This is a genomic window from Dactylosporangium thailandense, from assembly GCF_059739745.1.
Map to the genome: position 1 here is coordinate 214776 of NZ_AP029195.1, position 21563 is coordinate 236338.

Here is a 21563-nt window from a genome sequence, read left to right on the forward strand (position 1 = left end):
TAGCCGGACACGGCTACGCTGAGCGTGCCCGTACCGTTCGACGAAGGAGGCCTCCGTAGATCAGCACGCGACGATGGAACCGACCTCGAACAGCGAGTCGTCCAGGAGGCCCGGACGAACGGCATCGACGACAAGACGGCGACGGGAGAAGCTCGACATGACAGATCAGCCGGAGACACGGCCCACGTTGGAGGGTCTCGACCTGGGACCAGAGGAGTCTTCGGAAGAGATTAGCCGACGGGAGGTCGCCACCTCATTGCTTGGTCTCCTGTGTGGTTGGGCGGGGAATCAGCTCGACGAGGCAGAGGCCAGCGAGCATCCGGACCCTGAGCGACTGGCGGCCCTGCGTGCTCAGAACGATGAGTACTGGAACCGCAAGCGCCAGTTGCCGCTCATGGACGGCGCCGCGATACAGCAGGTCTTGGAGGAGTACGGCCCGGTCGCCCGGCGCCTGCTCGGCAAGGAATGACCAACCAGCCGCAGCAGCGTCCGCCCGAGGCGCTGCCTCCGGAGGTCCACGAGCGGACCTACGTCAATCGAGTTCGCCGCGAGATCCTGGATGTCACCAGCACGGGCGCCGTCCGCGAGCCGGTTCCACCATCAGAACAGATCCAGGTCATCGTGCTCAGCGGACGCCCGGCGGTGGGAAAGTCCTCGGTGATCGCGCGATTGACGCGCTCACTGCCACGCGAACCGGTGATCATCTCCGGCGACGAGTTCGGCACCCTCGATCCTCGATGGCCGGATCTGCTCAGCCGGGATGACCTCACGGCTGGCTCGGTGGTGTACTACGACTCTCGCAAGATGGTGGCCCGAGCTGTCGAGGAGTGCCTGGATCGCCGATTCGACTTCGTCGTGGACACCAACTCCGACAACCCGCACCGCACGCGTGACCTGCTCAACCGGTTGCGCGTTCCGGACGAGCATGGGCGGCCATTGTGTCGCGTTTTGTTCGTAGGCGTCTCCGCCCCGCAGGCAGAAGCCGATCTGGCGGTACTGTCGCGACTACAATGGGAGCGCGAGAACAAGGGCGGCGGCCGGTACGTCGATAACGCCGATCGCGGCTACCCGGGTGTCCTGGAGACCGCCGCAATGGTCGAACGCGAGTATCTTGCCGACGAAACCTACGTCTTCGGCCGCGGCGAATCTGTTCCGGCCTACAGCAACAAGCTGGTCGCTGCTGATCGGTACCTGGGCCCGCCCGGATTCGTCGAAGCCATGGAGGCCAAGCGGCACGCGCCATGGCCGAAACCCCAAACCCAAACCTTTCGTGACAGAACTGCCGAATTGGCCGGCCTTCCGGATGGATCGACGAAGCTCGGCCGCCCCTGGTGGCCTCAGTTGGCCCACGTAGTCACCACGGCCTTGCCCTACGCCCACCCGGCTGTGGACCTGCAGGGCCTGCGACAGCAACTCGCAGGAACCGATGCAGGCTCATCCGCCGAGCCGATCTCAGCGCCGGAGCCCAGCGCGGTCGAACCCGACCGCATTGAACCTCCAGACGACCAGCCGGCTCCAGACGACCAGCCGGCTCCAGGGCGGCCTGACGACCAGCATGCGGTCCAACCACGACGAGTCGCGGCCGACCCCCAGGGGCCCCCCGAACTGGCCGATATCACCGCGCCGGCCGAGTCCCTGGCCAGCCCGGACGTGTCCCTGCCCGATCTTCGGGCCGCAGCGAATGAGCAGCCGCCGACTCCAGAAGTCGACCCGGCGGCGCTAGACGGCATCCGACGCGCGGCCGCGTCGCTGCACCACGCACGACAGCAGGCCGAACGGCACACCCCCGCACCCAAGCCGGACGAGCCGCGACCGGACCGCGACCTCGACCGCTGAGATGTCGTGCCACCGTCGGCAGGCCGCGGCCAGGCACCGCATGCATGGACCGTTCTGTCAGCGCTGGCCGATGACGTCAGGCAGATACGGCACCGGCGGCTCGGCGTGGTAGCGGCCGGCGCGGTACCCAGCGTCCCGCGCCGCCGCTTCCCGACTGCCGATCGCGGCCCTTCGAGCAGGTCCGCGGCGGGACATGCCGCGGGCGCGCAGGCCGCGGGCGATCGTGGCGCTCCGGACGCCCGGCCGTGGCATTCTGGCTGGCTGCCTCGCCCATCTGCGAAGGCTGGTGTGGCACTCCTCAGCACCGGTTGCGTTTGGCGTGGGTTGAGGGTTTGGTGCTGCGTTATCGGCCTGTGAGTGGGTCCCAGTGTTCGACGTAGTGGTGCAGTGATTGCGCCAGGTCTGGATGGCTCGTGGCCCAGACGCTGTCGAACAGGAACCACTGCTGGTAGCCGAAGGTCTCGTCGTAGTGCAGCGCGACCTGCGCGAAGCGGTCGCTGACGCGAAGCAACGACGTCGCCGGCCCACGGCTCGCGAGCCTGGGCATCGCCGCAGTGTGTGCGGCGTCGTGTTCGGCCGGCAGGTCCGGCCAGGGTGTCGCGTCGAGGCGGAACTCGGGCCAGCGGTTGCAGCGCTGCAGCGCCGAGTCGATCGCGACATCGTCGGGCGCGACGAGTGCTCGGAGCACCAGCAGCTCGTCCGGCCAGTCCGGATGTCTGCGCGGGTCGAGGAACCGCAGCTGGGCCGCCAGCCGCGGCAGCCCGACGTGGGCGAGCGTCACGGGCTTCACCCCGTCGTACGAGTCGCGGTCGAAGGCGCTGATGAAGATTGCATACGTGTGTACCGCGTCTGGGCGGGTCGCCTCGTCGACGTCGTCTGGCAGCGGCAATGCCTCGTGGATCAGATACGCCAGCCGATCGGGCGCCGCAGCCACGATCTCCTCGTCGAGGAAGTAGTACGCGACGTCGGCTTCGTCGTCGTCGGTCCGGACCCGCAAAACTGTGCTCGTCGAGGCGGATGTAGTCGGCTGCCAGGCCCTCGACGTAGAGATGCTCGTGCAGCAGTGCCCGCAGCTCGTCGGTGGTTCCCGGCTGCGGTAGAGCATGCTCATGTACCGCTTCGAATATGGTGGCGAACCCGTACACGCGCCCCAGTTCGGCCTGAATCCATTCACGAGGCGCCGGGCGGTTCCACATCCGCTGGAACCAAGCGAGCACCGTCGGGTCGGGCAGCCGGACCACCCGCTTGCTCAGGGGACCGTCATAGGCGGAGCGGTGGACGAAGTACACGACGCGACGCTACGGCATTGCGCCTGCGTCCCCCGCGGCCAGCTCGATCATGAACAACGGCCACGACCTGGTCGCGTGGCCGCACGCGCCCGGACAGCGGCTATGAATGGAAGCCAGAGAATCACGTCCATAGCCGTCAGTGCCGAGCCGCTACCCCGTGGAACCACCAGATCCGTCGCGAAGACCACGCGGCTGGATCGTGGAAGTCCAAGACTCCGTTGGCTAACCCTGGCCAACTGTTGCCGGGGACCCGGGTGACCGACCATAGGTGCGGGGCCGCTGTTGGACGCGGCCGACGCTGAGGCCGGGGGAGTTGCCGTGGCGTTCGACATCGCCGTGCTGGTGGCGGGCATCGATCGGAACTGGGCGAGTTACCTGAAGGATTGGGATCGGACCCTTCGCGCTGGCAACTACCCGGAGACCACCCGTTACAACTATCTCCTCGCTGCCACGCAGTTCGCGCGGTACCTCGCGGTGGGCGCAGGGGAGTGCCGGGTCGGCGAAGCAGCTGGAAATCCTGCTGCGGTGGTGAAAGGGCACGTCGAGGACTTCCAGACCTGGATGATCGACACTCGGTCACCGGCGACCGCCTTGAACAAGCACAAGGGTTTGCAGCAGTTCTTCAGGTGGCTCGTCGACGAAGAGGAGATCGACACGTCGCCGGCGGCGCGAGTCCGCCAGCCCAAGACGCCGCGCAAGCTCATCCCGATAATCCGGGACGACGAAACGAAGAAGATCCTCGACAGCTGCAAGGGCACGCGATTCGAGGACGTCCGTGACGAGGCGATAGTCCGGCTGTACTACAACACCGGTGCCCGGCTGTCGGAAGTGGCGAACCTCCGTGTGTACGACGTCGACCTCGACAAGGACTGGCTGCATTATCGCGGCAAGGGGTCCAAGGATCGGCGGGTGAGGTTCGGGCCGAAGGCCGGCCGGGCGATCAGCCGCTACCTGCGCGCACGCAGCCGTCATCCCGGCTTCAGCTCACCACAACTGTGGCTCGCGCAACGAGGAGGGCAGCCGCTGTCGGCGAACGGGATCAAACTCATGCTGCGGCGGCGTGGCGTGCGGGCCGGTGTCCAAGGAGTGCATGCGCACCGGTGGCGGCACAGCTACGCCCACGAGTGGAAGCTCGCGGGCGGCGACAGCGGCGATCTCATGCTGCTGCTTGGCTGGACATCCGAGGACATGCCCCGCCATTACGGCGCCAGCGCTGCGGCCGAACGAGCCCAGCAGGTCCAGGTTCGGATGGGTATCGGTGAACGAGTCTGACCCCGACAGCCGAAAGGACTCGGTCGGCCTGACATCTCAGCAGCGCATGCGACGTGCTCGGATCGCGGCGCATGCGTCCTGGGCTAATACCGCGGACCGGACGTCTCGGACGGCACCGGCGACGTCAGCATTCCTAGAACGCTTCGAGCGCCAAGTCGATCCGCTTGGCACCCTGCCGGACGACGTCCGCCGGACCATGGCCGCACACGCGAGGAAGGCCACATGCTGCAGTTGGCCGAGCGATCTGCTGCTGCGCGCCGACGAAGGCGAAAGGCCGGTGCAGGGGGAGCAGAGCGGAGCTCTGTCTGAGGACTATCGGACCCTCCGACTACGGATCAGAAGGTTAGGGGTTCCGATTGACCCGCTCTCACAGCAGTCGCTCGTGGTCCGCTGCGGCCCGGTCTCGCACGGCGCGGTCGAAGGACGTGCCGGCGTCATCGTCCTCGGCGGCCTCTTCCTCATAGAGCAGCCAGCAGCCCCGGATACCGGCGAGGAGATCTTCCAGAAGGTCGCGGGCCGGTCGTCGAGGGTCGATAGTCGTGATCCTGACGGGTGCGACTGCGCCCCGCTGGACGGCATCCGCGACGTCGTCCACGGCTGCGCTCAGCGGCGAGAGCTGCCCGTCCGCGACGAACATGGCCTCCTGCAGGAGGGTCAGGACCGCTTCCGCCGGCGTCTGCCCATCGCTGATCATCTCGACGACGAGCGCCGGAGTGGCGTAGGGGAAGGCTTCGATGCCGTCGGCTCGTTCGAGCACCGCCGAAGCGGGGATGCCGCTGAGATCCTCGAGGACCTCGGCCGCGGCGGTGAGCCAGTGGGCCGCCGCGACACAGGCTGCGGTCGGGTCGTAGTGCAGGAACAAGTCGTCGGGACCGAGGGTGTGCTCGGCGAACAACTGGTCGGCAGCGGCGACCTGGACGGGAGAGACGCCCTCGCGGGTGAGAGTGACCGCCTGCTGGGCGCGGCCGGTGAGGTCGCCGCGTTCGGCTCGCTCCACGGCTGCGAGTTCCGCCTCGACATCGGCGATGACCGCGGCGGACACCTCAGGCGTTGCCAACTCGTGCAGTGATCGGCCGATGCGGTGCGCGGCCTCCTCAACGGGGTCGTAGGAGACCATGAGCGTGCCGTCGTCGTCCGGCAGGTTCGGCTCACGGATGATGTCGAGCACGAGGCCGAACGACGCCCGCGTCTGCTGGCGCTGCCAGCCCTCGCTGTTCGGTGAGGTGTCGACCATTGCGGACACCGGGTGGGTATAGCAGCGCCACACCACGGCCGACAGCCGCGTCAGGGACTCGGCCAGCGCTAGGCGCTGCAGCGGGTTCGTCGTCTCAGGCAGGGCCGCGACGGTCACGGCTCTCTCGCCGTAGCCGGCCGACCAGCAGGCGATGAGTTCGTTGCGGTCGTCGTGGATCGCGTAGCGGGTCACTATCATAGACTCCTTCGGATGGCAGTGTGCCGGGCCGCAGTCTGCCTGCCGCCCGCTGTGTTGTGTAGTTGGCCAGGGTTAGCCACTTTTCAGACCCGCTCGCCGATGCCGAGGCGGACCTGGACTTCCTGGGCGCGTTCGGCGGCGGCGCTGGCACCGTAGTGGCGGGGCATGTCGTCCGAGGCCCAGCCAAGCAGCAGCATGAGGTCACCGGTGTCGCCGCCGGCGAGTTTCCACTCGTGGGCGTAGCTGTGCCGCCACCGGTGGGCGTGCAGCCCGTCGATCCCGACGGCTGCGCCGAGGCGTTTGAGGAGGATCTTGATGCCGTTCGGGCGGAGCGGCTTCAAGCCGCGCTCGGCGAGCCACAGTTCGGGTACCTCGTCGGCGCCCTGCCGTTTGTTGCGGGCCCGCAGGTACTTGGAGACGGCCCGGGAAGTCTTCGGTCCGATCCGGACGCGACGATCCCTCGCCCCTTTGCCGTGCACGTGGATCGACTCGGTGTTGAGGTCGACGTCGGTGACGAGGAGGTTGCCGATCTCCGACAGGCGGGCGCCGGTGTTGCAGTAGAGCCGGACGATCGCCTCGTTGCGCAGGCTGGCGAAGCCCTTACCTCGGCAGGCGTCCAGGACGCGGCGGGTGTCGTCGTCGCGGATGACCGGGATGAGCTTCTGCGGCGTCTTCGGCTGCTTCACCCGGTCCATCGGGGAACGGGTGATCTCGTCCTCGTCGAGCAGCCAGCGGAAGAACTGCTGCAGCCCCTTGTGCTTGTTCAGGGCAGTGGACGCCGAGCGGGTGTCGATCATCCACGCCTGGAAGGACTCGATGTGCTTCTTCGTGACCTCGGTCGGGTCTTCGGCGGCGTCGTCGGCGTCTGGGTCGGGGGAGTGCTCGGAGAGGTACCGGGCGAGCTGCGCGGCGGCGAGGAGGTAGTTGTACCGGGTGGTTTCCGGGTAGTTCCCGGCGCGCAGGGTCCGGTCCCAGTCGCGGAGGAACCCGGACCAGTCCCGGGCGAGGCCTTCGGTGAGCTTTTCGATCTTCAACAGCGGCATCCAAAACCTGCCTAGTCAAGGGGTCCAACAGCGGCGTGCTAGACCTGGCAGTGATGCCGAGCAATGGAAAAGGGGCTCCCGCAAGTCGCTGACCTGCGGAAACCCCTAGCCGGTCGGGACAGCGGGATTTGAACCCACGACCCCTTGACCCCCAGGCCATTGGGTTTGATGTATCCGCACGTCAGGCGCGGTATGCCCGTGGCCAAGACGTGTTCCTAAGTGTGTGTCGTCGGGGATCGTGCGTCACGTGTGGTCCCCAACTGGTCCCCGGAACTTCTTTTCTCACCTGTTCAATGGTGTCGAGCGGGCGACCACTTCGGCCTGAATGCCATGATCGTCACACCCAACACGCCGAAACCGTTGCACCGTAAGGGTTTAGCCGCCGTGGGCGTTTACTGCCGTACGTGGCTGTTCACCTCGTGATCCCCCGGTTATGCCTTGGGGCCGGGCAAGCCCACCGCGCGGCGTCGCACCACCTCACTCTTGGTGACTGAAATCACAGACCAACTTTTTGGGTGGGTTTGGCGGCTGGTCGCCACGGTCGTTGATCGCGCCCGCAGCGGAGCTTGGTGGCTCCACCCTCCTTCCCGTCACGCGCTACTTTCTGTAGGCGCGCAACCATCCGTCGAAGTCGGCGGCTATCCCCTTCGGGTTCCAAGTGGTCCTATGCGACACCGATTTGGTAGTCCTGCGGCGTGCCTCGAAGGATCTCCACCCGGGGGCAGTGAATGTAACTCCGAGTAGCGAACGCTGGCCGTGTCTACTTGACGTAATGTATCCGAGTGCGTGGAGTAGAACCGTTGCCAGTAAAGGATATTGAGTCAAGGAATTGGGCTCGCCCGGCCCCGAATCGGGATGTCGCACCGGGCTCGCCGCAGTGACTGCCCGTATAGTACGGATGCCGCCGGGGCAACTCGCCGAGGGAGGAGTCGATGCCACCGAAATCGCATCGGCTCTAGGTGAATGTCCCGCGGAGCATGCCTCGGGTCGCCGGCTGGCACCGGCGACCCGAGGAACGTCAAGTCCATACCCGTACTAGGCCGTGCAAGCCGCTGAGGAGAACCTGACGACGTGAGGCTACTACAGCCTGGGCAAAGGCTTGCCCAAGATCTGAACCGTCAACCCAAAGGTAAGGCGTCCGGCGTGGTTGCGCCATGGGCGAGGGTCGCCATCTGCCTGCTTGCCTTGGGCATCGCCCTCATGCTGGTGGTACTTGGTCAGCCGCTTGCCGGCTTGGCCGAGGTGCTAGCCGCGCTGGCGGTTTTGCTCAGGCTCCTCAGGTAGGCGGTCGCCTGGACCGGGCTCGGGTGAGCACCCGAGCCCGGCGGTCCTGAGCCGGGTCCCGCGTCTGGTTATCCGCAGCAACTGCTGACCCCTCCTGACCGGTCGGCCGCCTCACCCGCACAAGTTCTCCTACCCGACGGATGTGACCGCGCCAACGCCGCCGAGTCGGGAAGTCGGGCGGCGTGTCGGACGCTGCGCCCGATGCGGGGGCGCCGGTTCACGTCCCTGCGGAAGATCGACGGGCATGGGTCGATCTCCACGACACGACGGTATCTGCACCCTGATCGCCGGTTGATCGAGGACGCCGGAACGGCTCTGAGTGCACGTCGTCCGTGGACGTCCGTCGGGGAGCGCCGTGATTGTCACCCAGGTCGACACTCAGTCTTCAGCCCGGTTTCCTGATCGCTTCCGGCTGAAGTCTGATGTCTAGTTGACTGATGCCGATTCCGCGGTACGTGTTCCCCTTCTTGCGCAGGGCCGCCGAGCCGAACCCGTTCGACCAGACGCTGTCACCAAGCCTCCGCCTTCTTGTGGACCAGCCGCTCGTCAGTGGCCCGGTTGATGGCCAAGGTGAGTACCACGGCTACCCGTTCATCGGCAGCGGCAGCACGGGCTTTCCGGATGCGTCGGCGGTGCTCCGCAGTTATCTGAATCATCCCGGGCTAGACATCATGCGGGTATCCGACGAGCTGCGCGAAGTCGGGGACGTAGTTCTCGGCGAACCCGGTATTCACGACACCTTGTCCTTCGAGCGGAAGGCAGCAGACGGGGGCTACTACAGCGGGATTGACTACTACAGCCAGGTCCGCGTGGAGGCGGCAGAACTCGCGACCAAGTACGGCATCGACGCCGACGATGCCCACGATGGCGTCGTGCTCTATCGCCTGGGCAACGAACTCGAGGCCGACGTGACTGTGACCGACCGGCGGTGGCTCCTGTCGGAGCGCAGCCGGCCGCATGGCAAGCATCTCGCCAACCTGTTTTCACCCGACGAGGCGCTTGCGCTCATCGGGTTGTTTCTGCGCTGGCATCACCATCCGGTGATCGTTGGTGGCTCCTCAGTTCGGTGGCATCCCACGTTGACGCGTCGCAGCGTTGCCTTCACGGCGATGCATGCCTTCGAACGCTGGAACCAGGCTGGCCGAGCCTGGCATGACAACACGCCCGGCGGTGACCTGACCTTGGAGCGGCTCAACCAGACGCTGCTGACCCGGATCTCGCGTGCCTTTCAGTTCCGAGACAGTATTTTCGCCCTGTCTGCAACTATGATCGATGCCGAGCCGGAGGAGATGCTGTGCGAGCTGGACTCGTTGTTGTTCTCGCTTGTCGGCGCGTTCGACATCGCTGCGATCATCGCCGATCTAGTGCTCGGCTTGGGCAGTAGGCCGCAGCAGATTGGCTGGCAGAAAACCGACAACAAGGAGTGGCAGACAAAGCTGGAGCCGGTCGCGAAGGATCTCTATGACTACACCGCTCCTGATACCGAAATGCAGCGGGCGTTCAAGGTTTTGCGCTGGCTTCGCAACAGCGTCCATAATGAGGCGCTCAACCTGACCACGGACAACGGGCAGTTCTACGTCACGCTGGATGCGCACACCCAAGATGCACTGCGAGGGTTCCTGCGTGCCGGCCACACCGGCTGGACGATGGCGGACCTCGGCATACGGGTGCAACCGCCCGGTGGGGCGACTGCCGATAAGTGGCTAGAAGGCACGGGCCGCGCCAGCTATACCGTGCGGAACGTTAACGCGCCGAGACCCGCAGATCCGCTCGACGGCCAGCTGGTCGTCGATGCTCGTAGTTTCGTGAACAGGCTTTTTCCGGCATGCTTGGAAAGCCTCGACGAAATCATGAAGTTGACACCATTGAACCGGGTACCAGGTTATAGTTCATTACTAGACAACCCATCACGAGTCAACCTGCCATGGGAATACAGTGACACAACTGGCCACCGTCTACGCTTCCTCTTTGGCATCACCGAGATTCCATGGATGCGAGCCTAGGCGCTTTTCCTTGGCCAGATCGAATCCCATTTACTTTAGATCCGGGGTGTGGTTTCGTGGGTCGTGGGCCTACGGGACGAACCGTCTGGAGGGCCGGCGCGAACCGGACTCCCGCAGCTGCTCGGGCAAGATGGACCCATGCGACTCCTGATTCTCGGGGGCTCAAGGTTCGTTGGCCGGGCTGCTGCCGCGGCTGCGCTTGCGGCCCGTTGGGACGTGACGACATTCAACCGCGGACGCTCGGCGCCGGATGTTCCTGGCGTGCATGCGATCCGGGGCGACGGGGTGCGACAGCTGATCTGGCCCAGCTTGCAAAATCGGGACCGTGGGACGCAGTTGTTGACACCTCGGGCTACGTGCCGCGGGACACGCTTGCGGTTGCGCGCACGTTGGAGCCGGTCGTTGGCCGGTACGTCTTCGTCTCAACAACGAGCGTGTACCAGGATTGGCCCGTCAAGCCGCTCACCGAAGAGTCTCCGTTGCTCTTGTGCCCCCCGGACGCAGGCCCCGATTTCGGTGTGGACGTCGAGGATGGCCCCACGCGGTACGGCTACCAGAAGTCGGGGTGTGAGTCTGCTGTCCGTGAAGCCTTTGGCGATGCGCGGGCGACCATTCTGCGGCCTGGCGTGATCCTCGGACCGGGCGAGTATGTGGGTCGTCTGCCGTGGTGGCTGCGTCGGGTTGCGGCCGGCGGCAACGTCGTGGCGCCGGGGAATCGTGACCAGGCCATCCAGGTCATCGACGTTCGCGACGTCGCGGCGTTCATGGTGCACGTGGTCCAGGCCGGCGTGAGCGGCGCCTACAACGTCACGGCTCCGGTCGGGAGCGAGACGTTCGGCGAACTGCTGGCGGCGTGCGCCAACGTGACCGGTTCGTCGGCCGCTTTCTCGTGGGTTCCTGACGAGATCCTGCTCTGCCATGGTGTGCGACAGTGGTCGGAGCTGCCGCTTTGGCGGACGTACGAGGGAACCTGGCGCGTCGACACGACACGCGCGCAGCGGGCAGGCCTGGAGTGTCGACCGCTGCTTCGGACCGTCGCTGACACGTGGGATTGGATGATGCTGGGGGAACACGCTCCGATCGATGAGCGGGCGGCCGAACTCGGGCTCCCATCAGACAAGGAGCGCGAGATCCTGGCGTCGCTCTGAGCCACTTACTGTAACGGCTGCGCCGAGTTGCTGGTCTGCCACTCCTCGACTTCGGTTGCCAGTCGCTGGGCTTCGGGATCGCGTGACGCCCGGAGGAGCTTGTGCGCTTTGGCCATCCGGCCCGACAGGGAGACATTGCGCTTCTCCGCCGGCAGTCCGAAGACGCCGGCGAGCGCGGACCGTGCGCCGTCCAGGTCGTTCATGTGCAGGCGGGCAGTCGCAACGTCGATGGTCGTCCCGTTGATCTGCGAGTACGGGCGTCGGGCCGCCGGCAGCCGGTGGTAGTGCTCAAGCGCCTGAAGTGCGTACCGCTCGGACTCTTCGCCCTTGGCGAGGTCGAGCCAGGATGCGGCAGCGCATGCGGCGGCGCGGGCGTCGCCGAACGCGAACTCCCCGCCGATCTCTTCGCTTAGCTGGTCGGGATGCGACTCCGCCGCGGCCCGGTCGTCCTCGGCGGCGGCAAGGACCTCCCGTACGGAGTGCGTGTCCTCGGTCAGCGCGAACGAGCGCGACGCGATGTACCGCAACCTCAGGCGCGGCTGTCCGGCCGGCGCGATCCGTAGCCCCTGCTCGAAGTACGCGAGCGCCATATCCGGCTCGCTGGCCCAGTTCGCCAACGTCGCGCTGAGTCCGAGCGTCCACGCCTGCAAGGACGCGTGCCCGGCCAGTTCCGCGTACTTGTGGGCGGCGCGGGCGAGTGCTGCTGAGGTGTCCCAGTGGCCCAGGTCGAACGCCGTCGAGGCCATCAGTGCGCCGGTCTGGCCGACGACGAGGTACAGGTCTGCGAGGTCGCCGACGCGGCGTGTCTGCCGCGCGAGATTCCGCGCGTCCTCACGGATTCTCCGCGCAGCAGTGAACACGTCGAGTGCCTTGGTGTTGCCTGCACGCGCTATCGCGATCGCCTCGGCCCGCAGCGCATCGACCGACTCGCGGTCGGAGCGTGGTCCGTTGAGGATCGGGTCGTCGGCAGCGTCGGCAACGGCGGCGCTCATGACCTCCTCGACGCTCCCGCTCCGGCGTGCGCCACGATCGGACCCGGCTCGGTCTGTCGCTTCGGCGAACCGCTGTCGTGTGGCGTCGTTGGCGCGGTCCAGCATCGTTGTCAGGAGGTCCTGCGCCATGGGGACGGGTGAGCACGTCGGCCGGCTGTGCCAGTAGGACACTGTGCGGACAGCGACGCCGAGACGCTCGGCGAACTGCTCGTTGGTCAGGCCGGTTGCGGCCTGGAGCGCGCAGGCCAGTTCGCCGGTCCAGCGACGTTCCACGCCCCAACCACCCTTCGAACCTTGGCGGCGTTGCATTGCGTTGCATGCACCGGAAACCGTGGCCCTGCCGCCGATGCACTGGCGGCTGACACCGGAAACCGTTGCCACACAACCCGATCAGGACTACGACGACGACACGGACGGGATGTGACCACACCATGACCACCCCACCCGACAGCAGCCCCGCGCGGCAGCGGCTCGCCGACGCCGCGGCGCGCTGCGACGCAGGGGCCGACGCCCTCGACGCGTGGGCCTTGGACCCGGCCGCCGAGCTGGAAAGCCGCGGCTTCCACCCGAGTGCTGACGACGCCCGGGCGGCGGGCGAACGCTGGCAGGCCGCCGCCCGCGGCGCCCGCGCCTACGCCCAGCAGTTGCGCGACACCGCCGACCACGGCGGGGACGTCTCCGAGCGGGCGCAGCGGCAGGCCGACCTGATGGCCGATGCCGCCAGCCTCGGCGGCATCCTCATCGACGGCCGCCGTCTCGACGGGCACAGCACCGAACAGGCCGAACTGCTGGACAACCTCACCGATCAGGGCGTGCTGGAGCACTACCACACGTCGGAGCCCTTCGGCACGCCCTACTACCAGATCGCCGACCACGCCCAGCCCGACAGCGACAGCGACGAGTTCTGATCCTGCCCGGCGCGCGGCCCTCTGGCCTAGGAACCGTGGCCGCGCGCTCGCCCCTTCACTGGAGGAACCCAGCATGACCACCGATTCGCAGTCCGGCCCCAGCTCGACGTTCGATCCCGGCACGTTCAGGCAGCGGGCGATCGAGCAGGCAGCGCGGTCATGCGACCGCGACGCGGACGCGTTCGACCGGGCCGCACAGCGCCTCGACGCCGACGGCGACGGCGACCGGGCCAGCGTCCTACGGCATACCGCTACCGCGATCCGCAACGCTGCCGCAGGGTGGCGCGACACGCCAAGCGCAGACGTCGACCTGCACGCCGCCCGCCGATTCGCCGCGAAGGCAGCACACCTCGCCTCGATCGACAGCCACACCGGCACCGCGGAGCACGACGACACGGACGGGATGTGAGCGACGTGGCCGATGCACGGGTCACGCTCGACGCCCGGCAGCGGCGGCTCCTGGCCGACATCCGGCAGGAGGTGGCAGACGGGACAGACTCGCGGGAGGCGCTGGACGTCGCCGACGCCGCCGCTCTGGACAAGGCGGCCGTGGCGGCGGTGCTGTTCGGCGAGCAGGGGCGGGCCTGGTACCTCACGGCGGGCAACGTCGCCGCGGACCGCAACGCGCTGCTGGCGTACGCGGACAACTGCGACAGCGCCGCCGCCCGCATGACGCTGGCCGCCCTCGATGGGCAACTGCCGGCGGCAGTCGACGGTGCCCGAGCCTACGCCGCGCATCTGCGCCGCCTCGCCGACACGCCTGGACCGGTACCGCCCGACGTGTTGGACGAGGCGACGCTGATGGACTTCACGGCCGGGTGGCGCGGGACCATCCCGGCCGACCGTGGTCACGCCATCGGACCGCGGTACGGGCTAGCCCTGGCGGCCCTGCTGCGACAGGGGCGGCTCGAGCGGGTGCAGACCCCGGACGGGCCGCGTTTCGTGATGACGGCCGGGCCGACCCAGACCGACACCGCCGACGACCACATCCAGCCCGACAGCGACGACGACACCGCCTGACCTTTGCCCGGCGCGCGGCCCTCTGGCCTAGGAACCGTGGCCGCGCGCCGGCCCCCTCACAACGGAGGTAGCACCCATCATGACGTCCGAACCGCTCGGCGGTGACGGCCGGGATGACGGTTCGGCTGTCGACAGCGTGTCGACAGCTGACGTGCTCGACCTGGCCGCGGCCCGTGCCCGCCGCACCAACGCCGACCCGCCCAACCACGACCCGGACACCGGCGAGCCGGTCGGCTCGGCTGTCGACAGCGACACGCACTTTGACGTGCCGCTGGACGACGAACCGGAGTCCGGCGGTGGCCTGGTCGACCCGCCCCCGGCCGGCCGGGCGGGGCGACAGCCGGTCATCCCGGCCCGGCTGCTGGGCTGGCAGAACTTCAAGGCCACGCTGCGCGATATCGCCGCTGAGACGCTGCACCGCGGCGCGTTCCACGCGGTTCGTGCACCCTGGTACGCCGCACAGGCCGGGCTCTGGTCGGTCGTCGGTGTCGCCCGGCTGCTCGGCCGGCAACTGCGGTGGTGGTGGCTGTCGGAGCAGTACGGCCTGCGGCAGGCCGCCGCCGACGCCAACGACCCGGCCACCTGGTACAAGCTGCACCGCGAGGTCAAAGCCACCCGCGCGTGGCGGGGCATCGTCCTCGCCGCCGAGGTCGCCGCCCTCGCCATCGGCGGCCCGGTCGCCTACGCCCTGGCCCCATGGTGGGTGATCGGGCTGGCCGCCGCCGGTGCGGTGTGCGGGCTGGCCCGCCTCGGCCGCCCACAGGACCGGCCGATCCTGCGCCCGGCCGTGGTCGCGGGCCGGTACCGGCGGGTCAACCCGGACATCATCCTGCGCGCCTACTACGCCGCCGGGCTCGGCAACCCGGACAAGCCGCACCTGCACATCGGCTTCGGGTCCACGATGTCCCGCGACACCAGCGGCACCGGGTCGCAGGTGCTCATCGACCTGCCCTACGGCAAGACGTGGGAAGACGTGATCAAAGCCAAGGGTGCGATCGCGTCCGGCCTCGACGTGTCCGTGAACCAGGTGTTCCTCACCCGCGACCCGTCCTCGCACCGGCGGCACCTGCTGTTCGTCGCCGACCGTGACCCGCTGGCGATCCCGGCGGGCAAGACGCCGCTGCTGGACGGCAAGGTCCGCGACATCTGGACTGAGGCGCCGCTCGGCCTGGACGAGCGGGGCCGGCGGGTCGGGCTGCTGCTGATGTGGATCAGCGTCCTGATCGGGGCGCAGCCCCGCAAGGGCAAGACGTTCTTCACCCGGCTCCTGGCCCTGTTCGCCGCGCTCGACCCGTACGTGACGCTGCTGGTGGTCGACGGGAAGATGTCCGCCGACTGGGACAAGTTCCGCCTTGTCGCGCACCGCTACGTGTGCGGGGTCGTCCCGAACAGCCGCGACAACGACCCGATCACCCACATGCTCAACATGCTGCGCGAGGTCAAGAAGCACATCGAGGACGTCAACGACTTCCTCGCCAAGCTGCCGACCTCCGAGTGCCCCGAGGGGAAGATCACCCGGGCGTTGTCACGCAAGTACCCGCTGCTGCGGGTGTGGGTGCTGGTCATGGAGGAGTTCCAGAACTACTTCGAGACCGACGACCAGGACGTCAACAAGGAGATCGCCGCCCTGCTGTCGTTCATCAAGGCGGTCGGCCCCTCGGCCGGCGTGGTCATCCTGTCCAGCTCGCAGAAGCCGTCCGGGGTCGGCGCCGGGGACGTGCAGCGGCTGTTCAACCGCTACCGCGACAACCACGACGTCAGGTTCGCGCTCAAGTGCGGCAACCGCATCGTGTCGGAGGCGATCCTCGGCGGGGACGCCTACGCCGAAGGGTTCGACGCATCATCGCTGCCCAACGGCCCGCAGTACCGCGGGGTCGGCATCCTCTACGGCGCCAGCGACGACACCAAGACCGTCCGGTCGTACCTGGCCGACCACACCGACGCCGAACGCATCCTGGTCGCGGCGCGCAAGCATCGCGAGGCGGCCGGCACCCTCACCGGGTTCGCCGCGGGCGAGACGATCACGCGCGACGTGCGAGACACCCTCGCCGACGTCCGGTCGATCTTCCACGCGGACGAACCCGGCCTGCACTGGGAGCACATCGCCGCCCGGCTCGCCGAGCGGTACCCGGAGCACTACGCCGATCTGACCCCCGAGGCAGCCTCGGCGCTGCTGCGCAAGCATGTACGCAGCGTGCAGGTCAAGGTGTCCGGCGTCAACCGGCAAGGCATCCGAATTGCCCTGATTGACGATGCGATCGCGCGCCGGCCGTCCGACTGACGATCGGCTGCCGATCCGGTGATCGGTAGCGGCGGTGCCCCTACCCGGTAGCACCGCCGCTACCTCACCCGCTACCGCCCTGGCCAGCTCCTACCCGGCCCGGTAGCGGGTAGCGCCAGGCACCCGAAATCCCTGGATTCACGGCCTGGAGGCTTCGTGCTGCCCACGTTCGCCGCTACCGCTACCCCTGATCCGGCGCTCGCCGGGATGTTCATCCTCGCCCTGATCGTCGTCACGTTCGGTTACGCCGCGGCGTGCTGGCTCTGGCCGTTCACGGCCTGTCGCCGCTGCCACGGCACCGGCAAACGACCCGCCCTGTTCGGCGGGCGGGCGTTCGGCATCTGCCGCCGCTGCGACGGCACCGGCCGCACCCTGCGGCCCGGCCGCCGCGCCCTCAACTACCTGCGCACCACCCGCGGAAAGGACATCAACCGATGACCAGCTTCGCCCGCCGCACCGCCACCCCGACCGTCCGCACCCGCGCCGACGCCGGCCGGATCGACCCGCGCCGGCACACCGATTGGTGCGCCGGCGGGCACCGCTGCAACCTCGGCGAGCACCGCGCCGACCCGCTCGTCATCGCCGTGCCCGGCCTCGGCCGGGCGCTGCTCACCCGCGTGCGCGGCCGGGACGGCCGAGAGCACGCCGAGGTGACCCTCACCGTCGCGCTCGCCGAGGACGAGCCGGCCGCCCGCGTGCAGCTGCTCGGCGTCGCCACCGACCTGCGCGCCATGCTCAGCCACGCCGCGCACGCCGCTGAGCGGAGGGCGGCGTGAGGCTGCTGGATCTGTACTGCTGCGCCGGCGGTGCCGGGATGGGCTACCACCTCGCGGGATTCGACGTGGTCGGCGTCGACATCAATCCGCAGCCGCGGTATCCGTTCGAGTTCCAGCAGGCCGATGCGGTGGAGCTCCTGACCGCGCATGGGCACGAGTTCGACGCGGTGCATGCCTCACCGCCGTGCCAAGCGTTCACCCTCGCGCAGCGCATCCAGGGCCGCGCGCATCCCGATCTGATTGCCCCGACCCGGGCCGCGCTCATCGCCAGCGGGCGGCCATGGATCATCGAAAACGTTGAAGGCGCGCCGTTGCACGACCCGATCGTGCTGTGCGGCGCCATGTTCTCCGGCCTGTCCGTCTACCGGCACCGCCTCTTCGAAACCTCGTTCGAGGTTGACCAGCCCCGCCATCCGGTGCATGTGGCGCCACTGCGCAAGATGGGCCGCCCGCCGCAGCACGGCGACTTCATGCACGTCGTCGGCAACTTCTCCGGCGTCGCCCAGGCACGCCAGGCTATGGGCATCAGCTGGATGGTCCGCAATGAACTGAGCGAGGCCATCCCGCCCGCCTACACCACATGGATCGGGCAGCAGCTTCGAGCCGCCGTCCTTGACGCCGTCCGCTCATGACCACGGCCGCCGGTCGATGCGGCTTCTGGCTCGCCGCGCTCGCCCGGCACTGCGATACCGCGGCTGGCGTGCGCCATTTCCTGCCCGGCCTGCGCTGCCCGGAGCACACCCCGGCGGCGCTGGCCGGTCGGCCGGAGCTGCCGTCGACCTCGATGCACCAGAAAGGAACCGCCGATATGGCACTGCGTGCTGACCCTCAGGCGTTGCTGCGCAACGCGTTGGCCGCTGCCGCGCGTGGCTGGCACGTCTTCCCGTTGCGGCCCGGGGACAAGCGGCCCGCGTTTCCCGACCACGACAGCGAGCACTGCGCCGGGCGGGACCGGCGCTGCGCCGCGGCCGGCGGCCATGTCGGCTGGGAGCCGCGGGCGACCACCGACCCGGACCGCATCCGCCGGGCGTGGGCCGCCACGGCGTACAACATCGGCATCGCCTGCGGCCCGTCCGGGCTGCTGGTCATCGACCTCGATCGACCCAAGCCCGGCACGGCGCGCCCGCCGCAGTGGGACCTGCCCGGGGTGGCGGACGGGTTCGACGTGTTCGCGGTGCTCTGTGCCGACGCTGGCCAGCCGCTGCCGACCGAGACGTACACCGTGATCACGGGTAGCGCCGGCACCCACCTGTACTTCCGCCAGCCGCCTGGGGTGCAGCTGCGCAACACCGGCGGCGGGCGGGGGAAGGGCCTCGGCTGGCTCATCGACACTCGAGGCCACGGCGGGTACGTCGTGGCCTCGGGTAGCACTGTCGCCGGGCGGGCCTACACCGTCACGGTCGATCTCGACCCCGTGCCGCTGCCCGGGTGGCTGGCCGAACGGCTACGCCCGGCCCCGGCGGCGCCGGTCGAGCCGATCCGGCTCGACCTCGGCGACGGGCGGCGCGCCGCCTACGTGGACAAGGCCGTCCGGGCCAGCCTCGACGCGATCGCCGCCGCGTCGGACGGCACCCTCAACAACGTCCTGTGGGGTGCCGCGGTGTCCCTCGGCCAGTTGGTAGCCGGCGGCGCGCTCGGCGAGAACCACACCGAGGAACTGTTGCTGGCCGCCGCGGTTGCGGCGAAACACCCCGCCGGGCCGGCCCGCCGGACGATCCGGTCCGGGTTCCGCCGCGGCGCCCAGCGCCCCCGCCGCCTCGGCGGTGCCGATGTCGCGTGAACCGCAGCTCTGAGCCCGGAAGGAGCCAGCCGATGAACCGTGAGTCATGCACGCCCCGGCGCAGGGCGGAACGGTGGCCGAGATGAGCCGCCCACCGGTGGCGGTCGGGTCCGGCCCGGAGACCATCCGCGCTCTCAAGGCCGCGTTGGTCGACGGGCTGCTGCCCGACACGTACGTCTCCGACGGCGCCCTGGTCCACATGGAAGAGGTGTCCGGCGGCCACGCCGCGCCCGAAGTTGACGAGGACTCGCCGCTGCCGGTCTCGGCCAGCATCGTCACGCCCGCGTCGCTGGCCGCGCTGCTGGCCGAACACGCCTACGTATACCGGATGGCGCCGCGCAAGAACGCGGCCGGCGGGGTGGAGCTCGTGGAGGAGGAAGTGACCCCGCCCCGGGACCGGCTCGCCTCCGTGCTAGCCGGCAAGACCTGGCCGAAGGTGCCGCCGCTGCGCGGTGTGATCGGCGCGCCGGTGCTGCGCCGCGACGGCACCCTGTTGCAGCGGCCCGGCTACGACGAGGCCACCGGCCTGTATCTGGCATCCAAGGTGGACCTGCCGCCGGTGCCTGACCGGCCCAACCCGGACCAGGTCGCCGCCGCGCGGGATTTTCTTCTCAGCCGGTTCCTGCGTGACTTTCCGTGGGCCGCGCCGGCGGACCGGGCCAACTACGTGGCACTGCTGGCCACGCCGATCCTGCGGCACTTTACCCGGTCGCTGACCCCGTTCGGGCTAATCGACGCCACCATGCCCGGCTCCGGCAAGTCGATCCTGACCGCCGGGCCGGGCATGCTCTACGGCCAGCGAGTCATGCCCTGGTCCTATGCCGACGACGAACTACGCAAGGCGATCACCGCCGTGTTCGCACAGCAGGTCGGCGTTGTCATCTGGGACAACCTTGCCGAAGGAACCGTGATCGACTCACCGACACTGGCACTGCTGGTCACTGCCGCCGTGTGGTCCGACCGCCAGTTGGGCGCGTCACGCAACATCGCCACGGTCAACGACCGGCTGTGGCTGGCCACCGGCAACAACCTCCAGGTCGGGGCGACATGGCTTCCCGCACCGTGCGGGTGCACCTCGACCCGAACATGCCCCGCCCGGAACAGCGCGACCAGTCCAAGTTCGGCATTCCGCACCTGGACCAGTGGATCACCGCCCCGGCCAACCAGATGACCGTGCTGTGGCACGTGCTCGTGCTTGTACTCGACTGGACCAGCCACGGCGCGCCCCGCGCCGCCGGGCTGAACATGCGGCAGTTCACCCCGTGGGCGCAGGCCCTCGGCGGGTTCCTCGCGCACCACGGCATCGACGGATTCCTTACCAACACCGCCGATGTCTACGCCATCGACGAGGACGCGATGCGCTGGCGCGCGTTTCTGGCCACCTGGCACAACCTCCACGGTGACCGGCGCATGACCGCCGCGGAACTGCGCCGGACCGGCGAACCGGAACACTTCGGCGGTACCGAGACCGACCGGTGGGACGGGCAGTTCATCACGACCGGCACCGGACGGCTGCCCAACGCGCTGCAACTCGGCCGGCTCCTCACCGGACAGGTCGGACGCTGGCGCGGCAACTACGTGATCCGCACCGGCCGCAACGACAACGACGACCGCGGCGTCTACTGGGTCGAACACCGCCCCGGATGACAAGCCGAAACCGCTGAAGCATCTCCGGAACTCCGGGATCTCCGGAAGAACGTACGCCGACCTGCTCAAACAGTTCCCGGAGATGGGTTTTGTTGACGATCTTCAATCTCCGGGATCTCCGGAACGCTCTCCGGGGATCAAACCCGCTCCCGGAGATGGGACCAGTTGACGGTCTTCATCTCCGGAAGCGTTTGCGCACGTCACGGCCATGTTTCCGGAGATCCCGGAGTTCCGGAGATGCTTCAGCCCTGCTGAGGTTTGACGTCGGCCCCTATGCGGGCTCGGACGGGTTGCCGTCCGTGGACTCGAGGCGCTCCTCGCGGCGCCGACGCCGGCTCGCGGCCATTTGCCGTTCGTGACTGCGGAGGGCCTCTAGGCCCTCGTTGGCGCCGAAGGCCGCGCGTGCCGCAACGGTCTCGATCACGCCGTCCCTGCTCAGGCTGTACGACTGCAGATTGTCGATCAAGTACGTCAACGACGCCGCCTGAACGGCGGGAGCCCACCTTGCCAGCAGATCCATCAACACACCGAAGTTGTCGACCTTGACGAAAGGTGAGCCCTGCACCGCGTCCCAGACCTCAACGATGAACTCGTCCCGACCGTCAACGCTTCGCCGGTACGACCGAATCCGCAGGTCCGACTCCTCGCCGCCGATCCCCAAGAACTCGGACCACCCCTGCTGCTCAAGCCATTCCCGGACGTCAACAGTTTCTGGCGCGTTCTCGAACGGATCGAAGATCTCGTAAGTCATCCGTACATCATGCCGGTCGTCCGCACTGAGGCAGGTGCGCGGCCGCGGCCCCGTGTTACCGACCCGCTTTGGGCCTTCGCTCCATTTCCACGGTTAGGAAG

The 21563-nt window shown here is 68.3% G+C and carries 20 protein-coding genes; 15 read left to right on the forward strand and 5 right to left on the reverse strand.

Annotated features, from left to right (window positions below; all coding sequences use genetic code 11):
* The first annotated feature begins 157 nt into the window (after positions 1-157).
* Positions 158-469, forward strand: coding sequence for a hypothetical protein (locus AC6JBM_RS00865; RefSeq protein ID WP_497981689.1), 312 nt, complete (start codon positions 158-160; stop codon positions 467-469).
* A complete protein-coding gene (locus AC6JBM_RS00870) occupies positions 466-1836 on the forward strand; it encodes a zeta toxin family protein (protein ID WP_497981690.1) in 1371 nt (456 codons plus the stop codon). The genes AC6JBM_RS00865 and AC6JBM_RS00870 overlap by 4 nt, the downstream gene beginning before the upstream one ends.
* Positions 1837-2179: 343 nt before the next feature.
* On the opposite strand, the gene AC6JBM_RS00875 is transcribed toward AC6JBM_RS00870, so the two are convergent.
* Positions 2180-2947 carry a hypothetical protein gene (locus AC6JBM_RS00875; protein WP_497981691.1) on the reverse strand — a complete coding sequence of 256 codons (768 nt, stop codon included), beginning with the start codon at positions 2945-2947 and terminating at the stop codon, positions 2180-2182.
* Positions 2948-3443: 496 nt separating this feature from the next.
* Here AC6JBM_RS00875 and AC6JBM_RS00880 point away from each other — a divergent pair, with 496 nt between their 5' ends.
* Positions 3444-4397 (forward strand): tyrosine-type recombinase/integrase, encoded by a 954-nt coding sequence (locus AC6JBM_RS00880; RefSeq protein ID WP_497981692.1) that lies wholly within the window; start codon positions 3444-3446, stop codon positions 4395-4397.
* 367 nt (positions 4398-4764) lie between these two features.
* Here AC6JBM_RS00880 and AC6JBM_RS00885 read toward each other — a convergent pair whose 3' ends face one another.
* Positions 4765-5823: a hypothetical protein gene (locus tag AC6JBM_RS00885; RefSeq protein WP_497981693.1), complete on the reverse strand. Its 1059-nt coding sequence runs from the start codon at positions 5821-5823 to the stop codon at positions 4765-4767.
* A gap of 89 nt (positions 5824-5912) precedes the next feature.
* The gene (locus tag AC6JBM_RS00890) at positions 5913-6872 is read right to left on the reverse strand and encodes a tyrosine-type recombinase/integrase (protein WP_497981694.1); all 960 of its coding nucleotides are present in this window, start codon (positions 6870-6872) and stop codon (positions 5913-5915) included.
* A gap of 1721 nt (positions 6873-8593) precedes the next feature.
* On the opposite strand from AC6JBM_RS00890, the gene AC6JBM_RS00895 reads away from it, so the two are divergent.
* Entirely contained in the window at positions 8594-10159 is a 1566-nt protein-coding gene (locus tag AC6JBM_RS00895; protein ID WP_497981695.1) for a hypothetical protein, read from the forward strand.
* Complete coding sequence (locus AC6JBM_RS00900) at positions 10144-11307, forward strand: NAD-dependent epimerase/dehydratase family protein (RefSeq protein ID WP_497981696.1); 1164 nt, start codon at positions 10144-10146, stop codon at positions 11305-11307. Before AC6JBM_RS00895 ends, AC6JBM_RS00900 begins: the two co-directional genes overlap by 16 nt.
* A 5-nt stretch (positions 11308-11312) precedes the next feature.
* On the opposite strand, the gene AC6JBM_RS00905 is transcribed toward AC6JBM_RS00900, so the two are convergent.
* Complete coding sequence (locus tag AC6JBM_RS00905; RefSeq protein WP_497981697.1) at positions 11313-12572, reverse strand: hypothetical protein; 1260 nt, start codon at positions 12570-12572, stop codon at positions 11313-11315.
* Positions 12573-12730: 158 nt separating this feature from the next.
* Between AC6JBM_RS00905 and AC6JBM_RS00910 the strand changes: the two genes are divergently transcribed.
* The 10 genes from AC6JBM_RS00910 (at position 12731) to AC6JBM_RS00955 (ending at position 20711) form a co-directional block, all read left to right on the forward strand.
* On the forward strand, positions 12731-13207 hold the full coding sequence (locus AC6JBM_RS00910; protein WP_497981698.1) for a hypothetical protein: 477 nt from the start codon (positions 12731-12733) through the stop codon (positions 13205-13207).
* A 73-nt stretch (positions 13208-13280) separates the two neighbouring features.
* A complete protein-coding gene (locus AC6JBM_RS00915; RefSeq protein WP_497981699.1) occupies positions 13281-13616 on the forward strand; it encodes a hypothetical protein in 336 nt (111 codons plus the stop codon).
* Positions 13613-14227 carry a hypothetical protein gene (locus tag AC6JBM_RS00920; protein ID WP_497981700.1) on the forward strand — a complete coding sequence of 205 codons (615 nt, stop codon included), beginning with the start codon at positions 13613-13615 and terminating at the stop codon, positions 14225-14227. Before AC6JBM_RS00915 ends, AC6JBM_RS00920 begins: the two co-directional genes overlap by 4 nt.
* A 79-nt stretch (positions 14228-14306) precedes the next feature.
* On the forward strand, positions 14307-16508 hold the full coding sequence (locus tag AC6JBM_RS00925; RefSeq protein ID WP_497981701.1) for a cell division protein FtsK: 2202 nt from the start codon (positions 14307-14309) through the stop codon (positions 16506-16508).
* Positions 16509-16664: 156 nt separating this feature from the next.
* Positions 16665-16946, forward strand: a complete 282-nt coding sequence (locus tag AC6JBM_RS00930; protein WP_497981702.1) for a hypothetical protein — start codon at positions 16665-16667, stop codon at positions 16944-16946.
* On the forward strand, positions 16943-17284 hold the full coding sequence (locus AC6JBM_RS00935; protein WP_497981703.1) for a hypothetical protein: 342 nt from the start codon (positions 16943-16945) through the stop codon (positions 17282-17284). The genes AC6JBM_RS00930 and AC6JBM_RS00935 overlap by 4 nt, the downstream gene beginning before the upstream one ends.
* A complete protein-coding gene (locus AC6JBM_RS00940) occupies positions 17281-17916 on the forward strand; it encodes a DNA cytosine methyltransferase (RefSeq protein WP_497981704.1) in 636 nt (211 codons plus the stop codon). The genes AC6JBM_RS00935 and AC6JBM_RS00940 overlap by 4 nt, the downstream gene beginning before the upstream one ends.
* A complete protein-coding gene (locus AC6JBM_RS00945; protein ID WP_497981705.1) occupies positions 17913-19064 on the forward strand; it encodes a bifunctional DNA primase/polymerase in 1152 nt (383 codons plus the stop codon). Before AC6JBM_RS00940 ends, AC6JBM_RS00945 begins: the two co-directional genes overlap by 4 nt.
* Before the next feature lie 73 nt (positions 19065-19137).
* The gene (locus AC6JBM_RS00950) at positions 19138-20235 is read left to right on the forward strand and encodes a hypothetical protein (protein ID WP_497981706.1); all 1098 of its coding nucleotides are present in this window, start codon (positions 19138-19140) and stop codon (positions 20233-20235) included.
* On the forward strand, positions 20151-20711 hold the full coding sequence (locus AC6JBM_RS00955; protein ID WP_497981707.1) for a hypothetical protein: 561 nt from the start codon (positions 20151-20153) through the stop codon (positions 20709-20711). The genes AC6JBM_RS00950 and AC6JBM_RS00955 overlap by 85 nt, the downstream gene beginning before the upstream one ends.
* A gap of 271 nt (positions 20712-20982) precedes the next feature.
* Here AC6JBM_RS00955 and AC6JBM_RS00960 read toward each other — a convergent pair whose 3' ends face one another.
* Positions 20983-21462: a hypothetical protein gene (locus AC6JBM_RS00960; protein WP_497981708.1), complete on the reverse strand. Its 480-nt coding sequence runs from the start codon at positions 21460-21462 to the stop codon at positions 20983-20985.
* Positions 21463-21563: the final 101 nt, after the last annotated feature.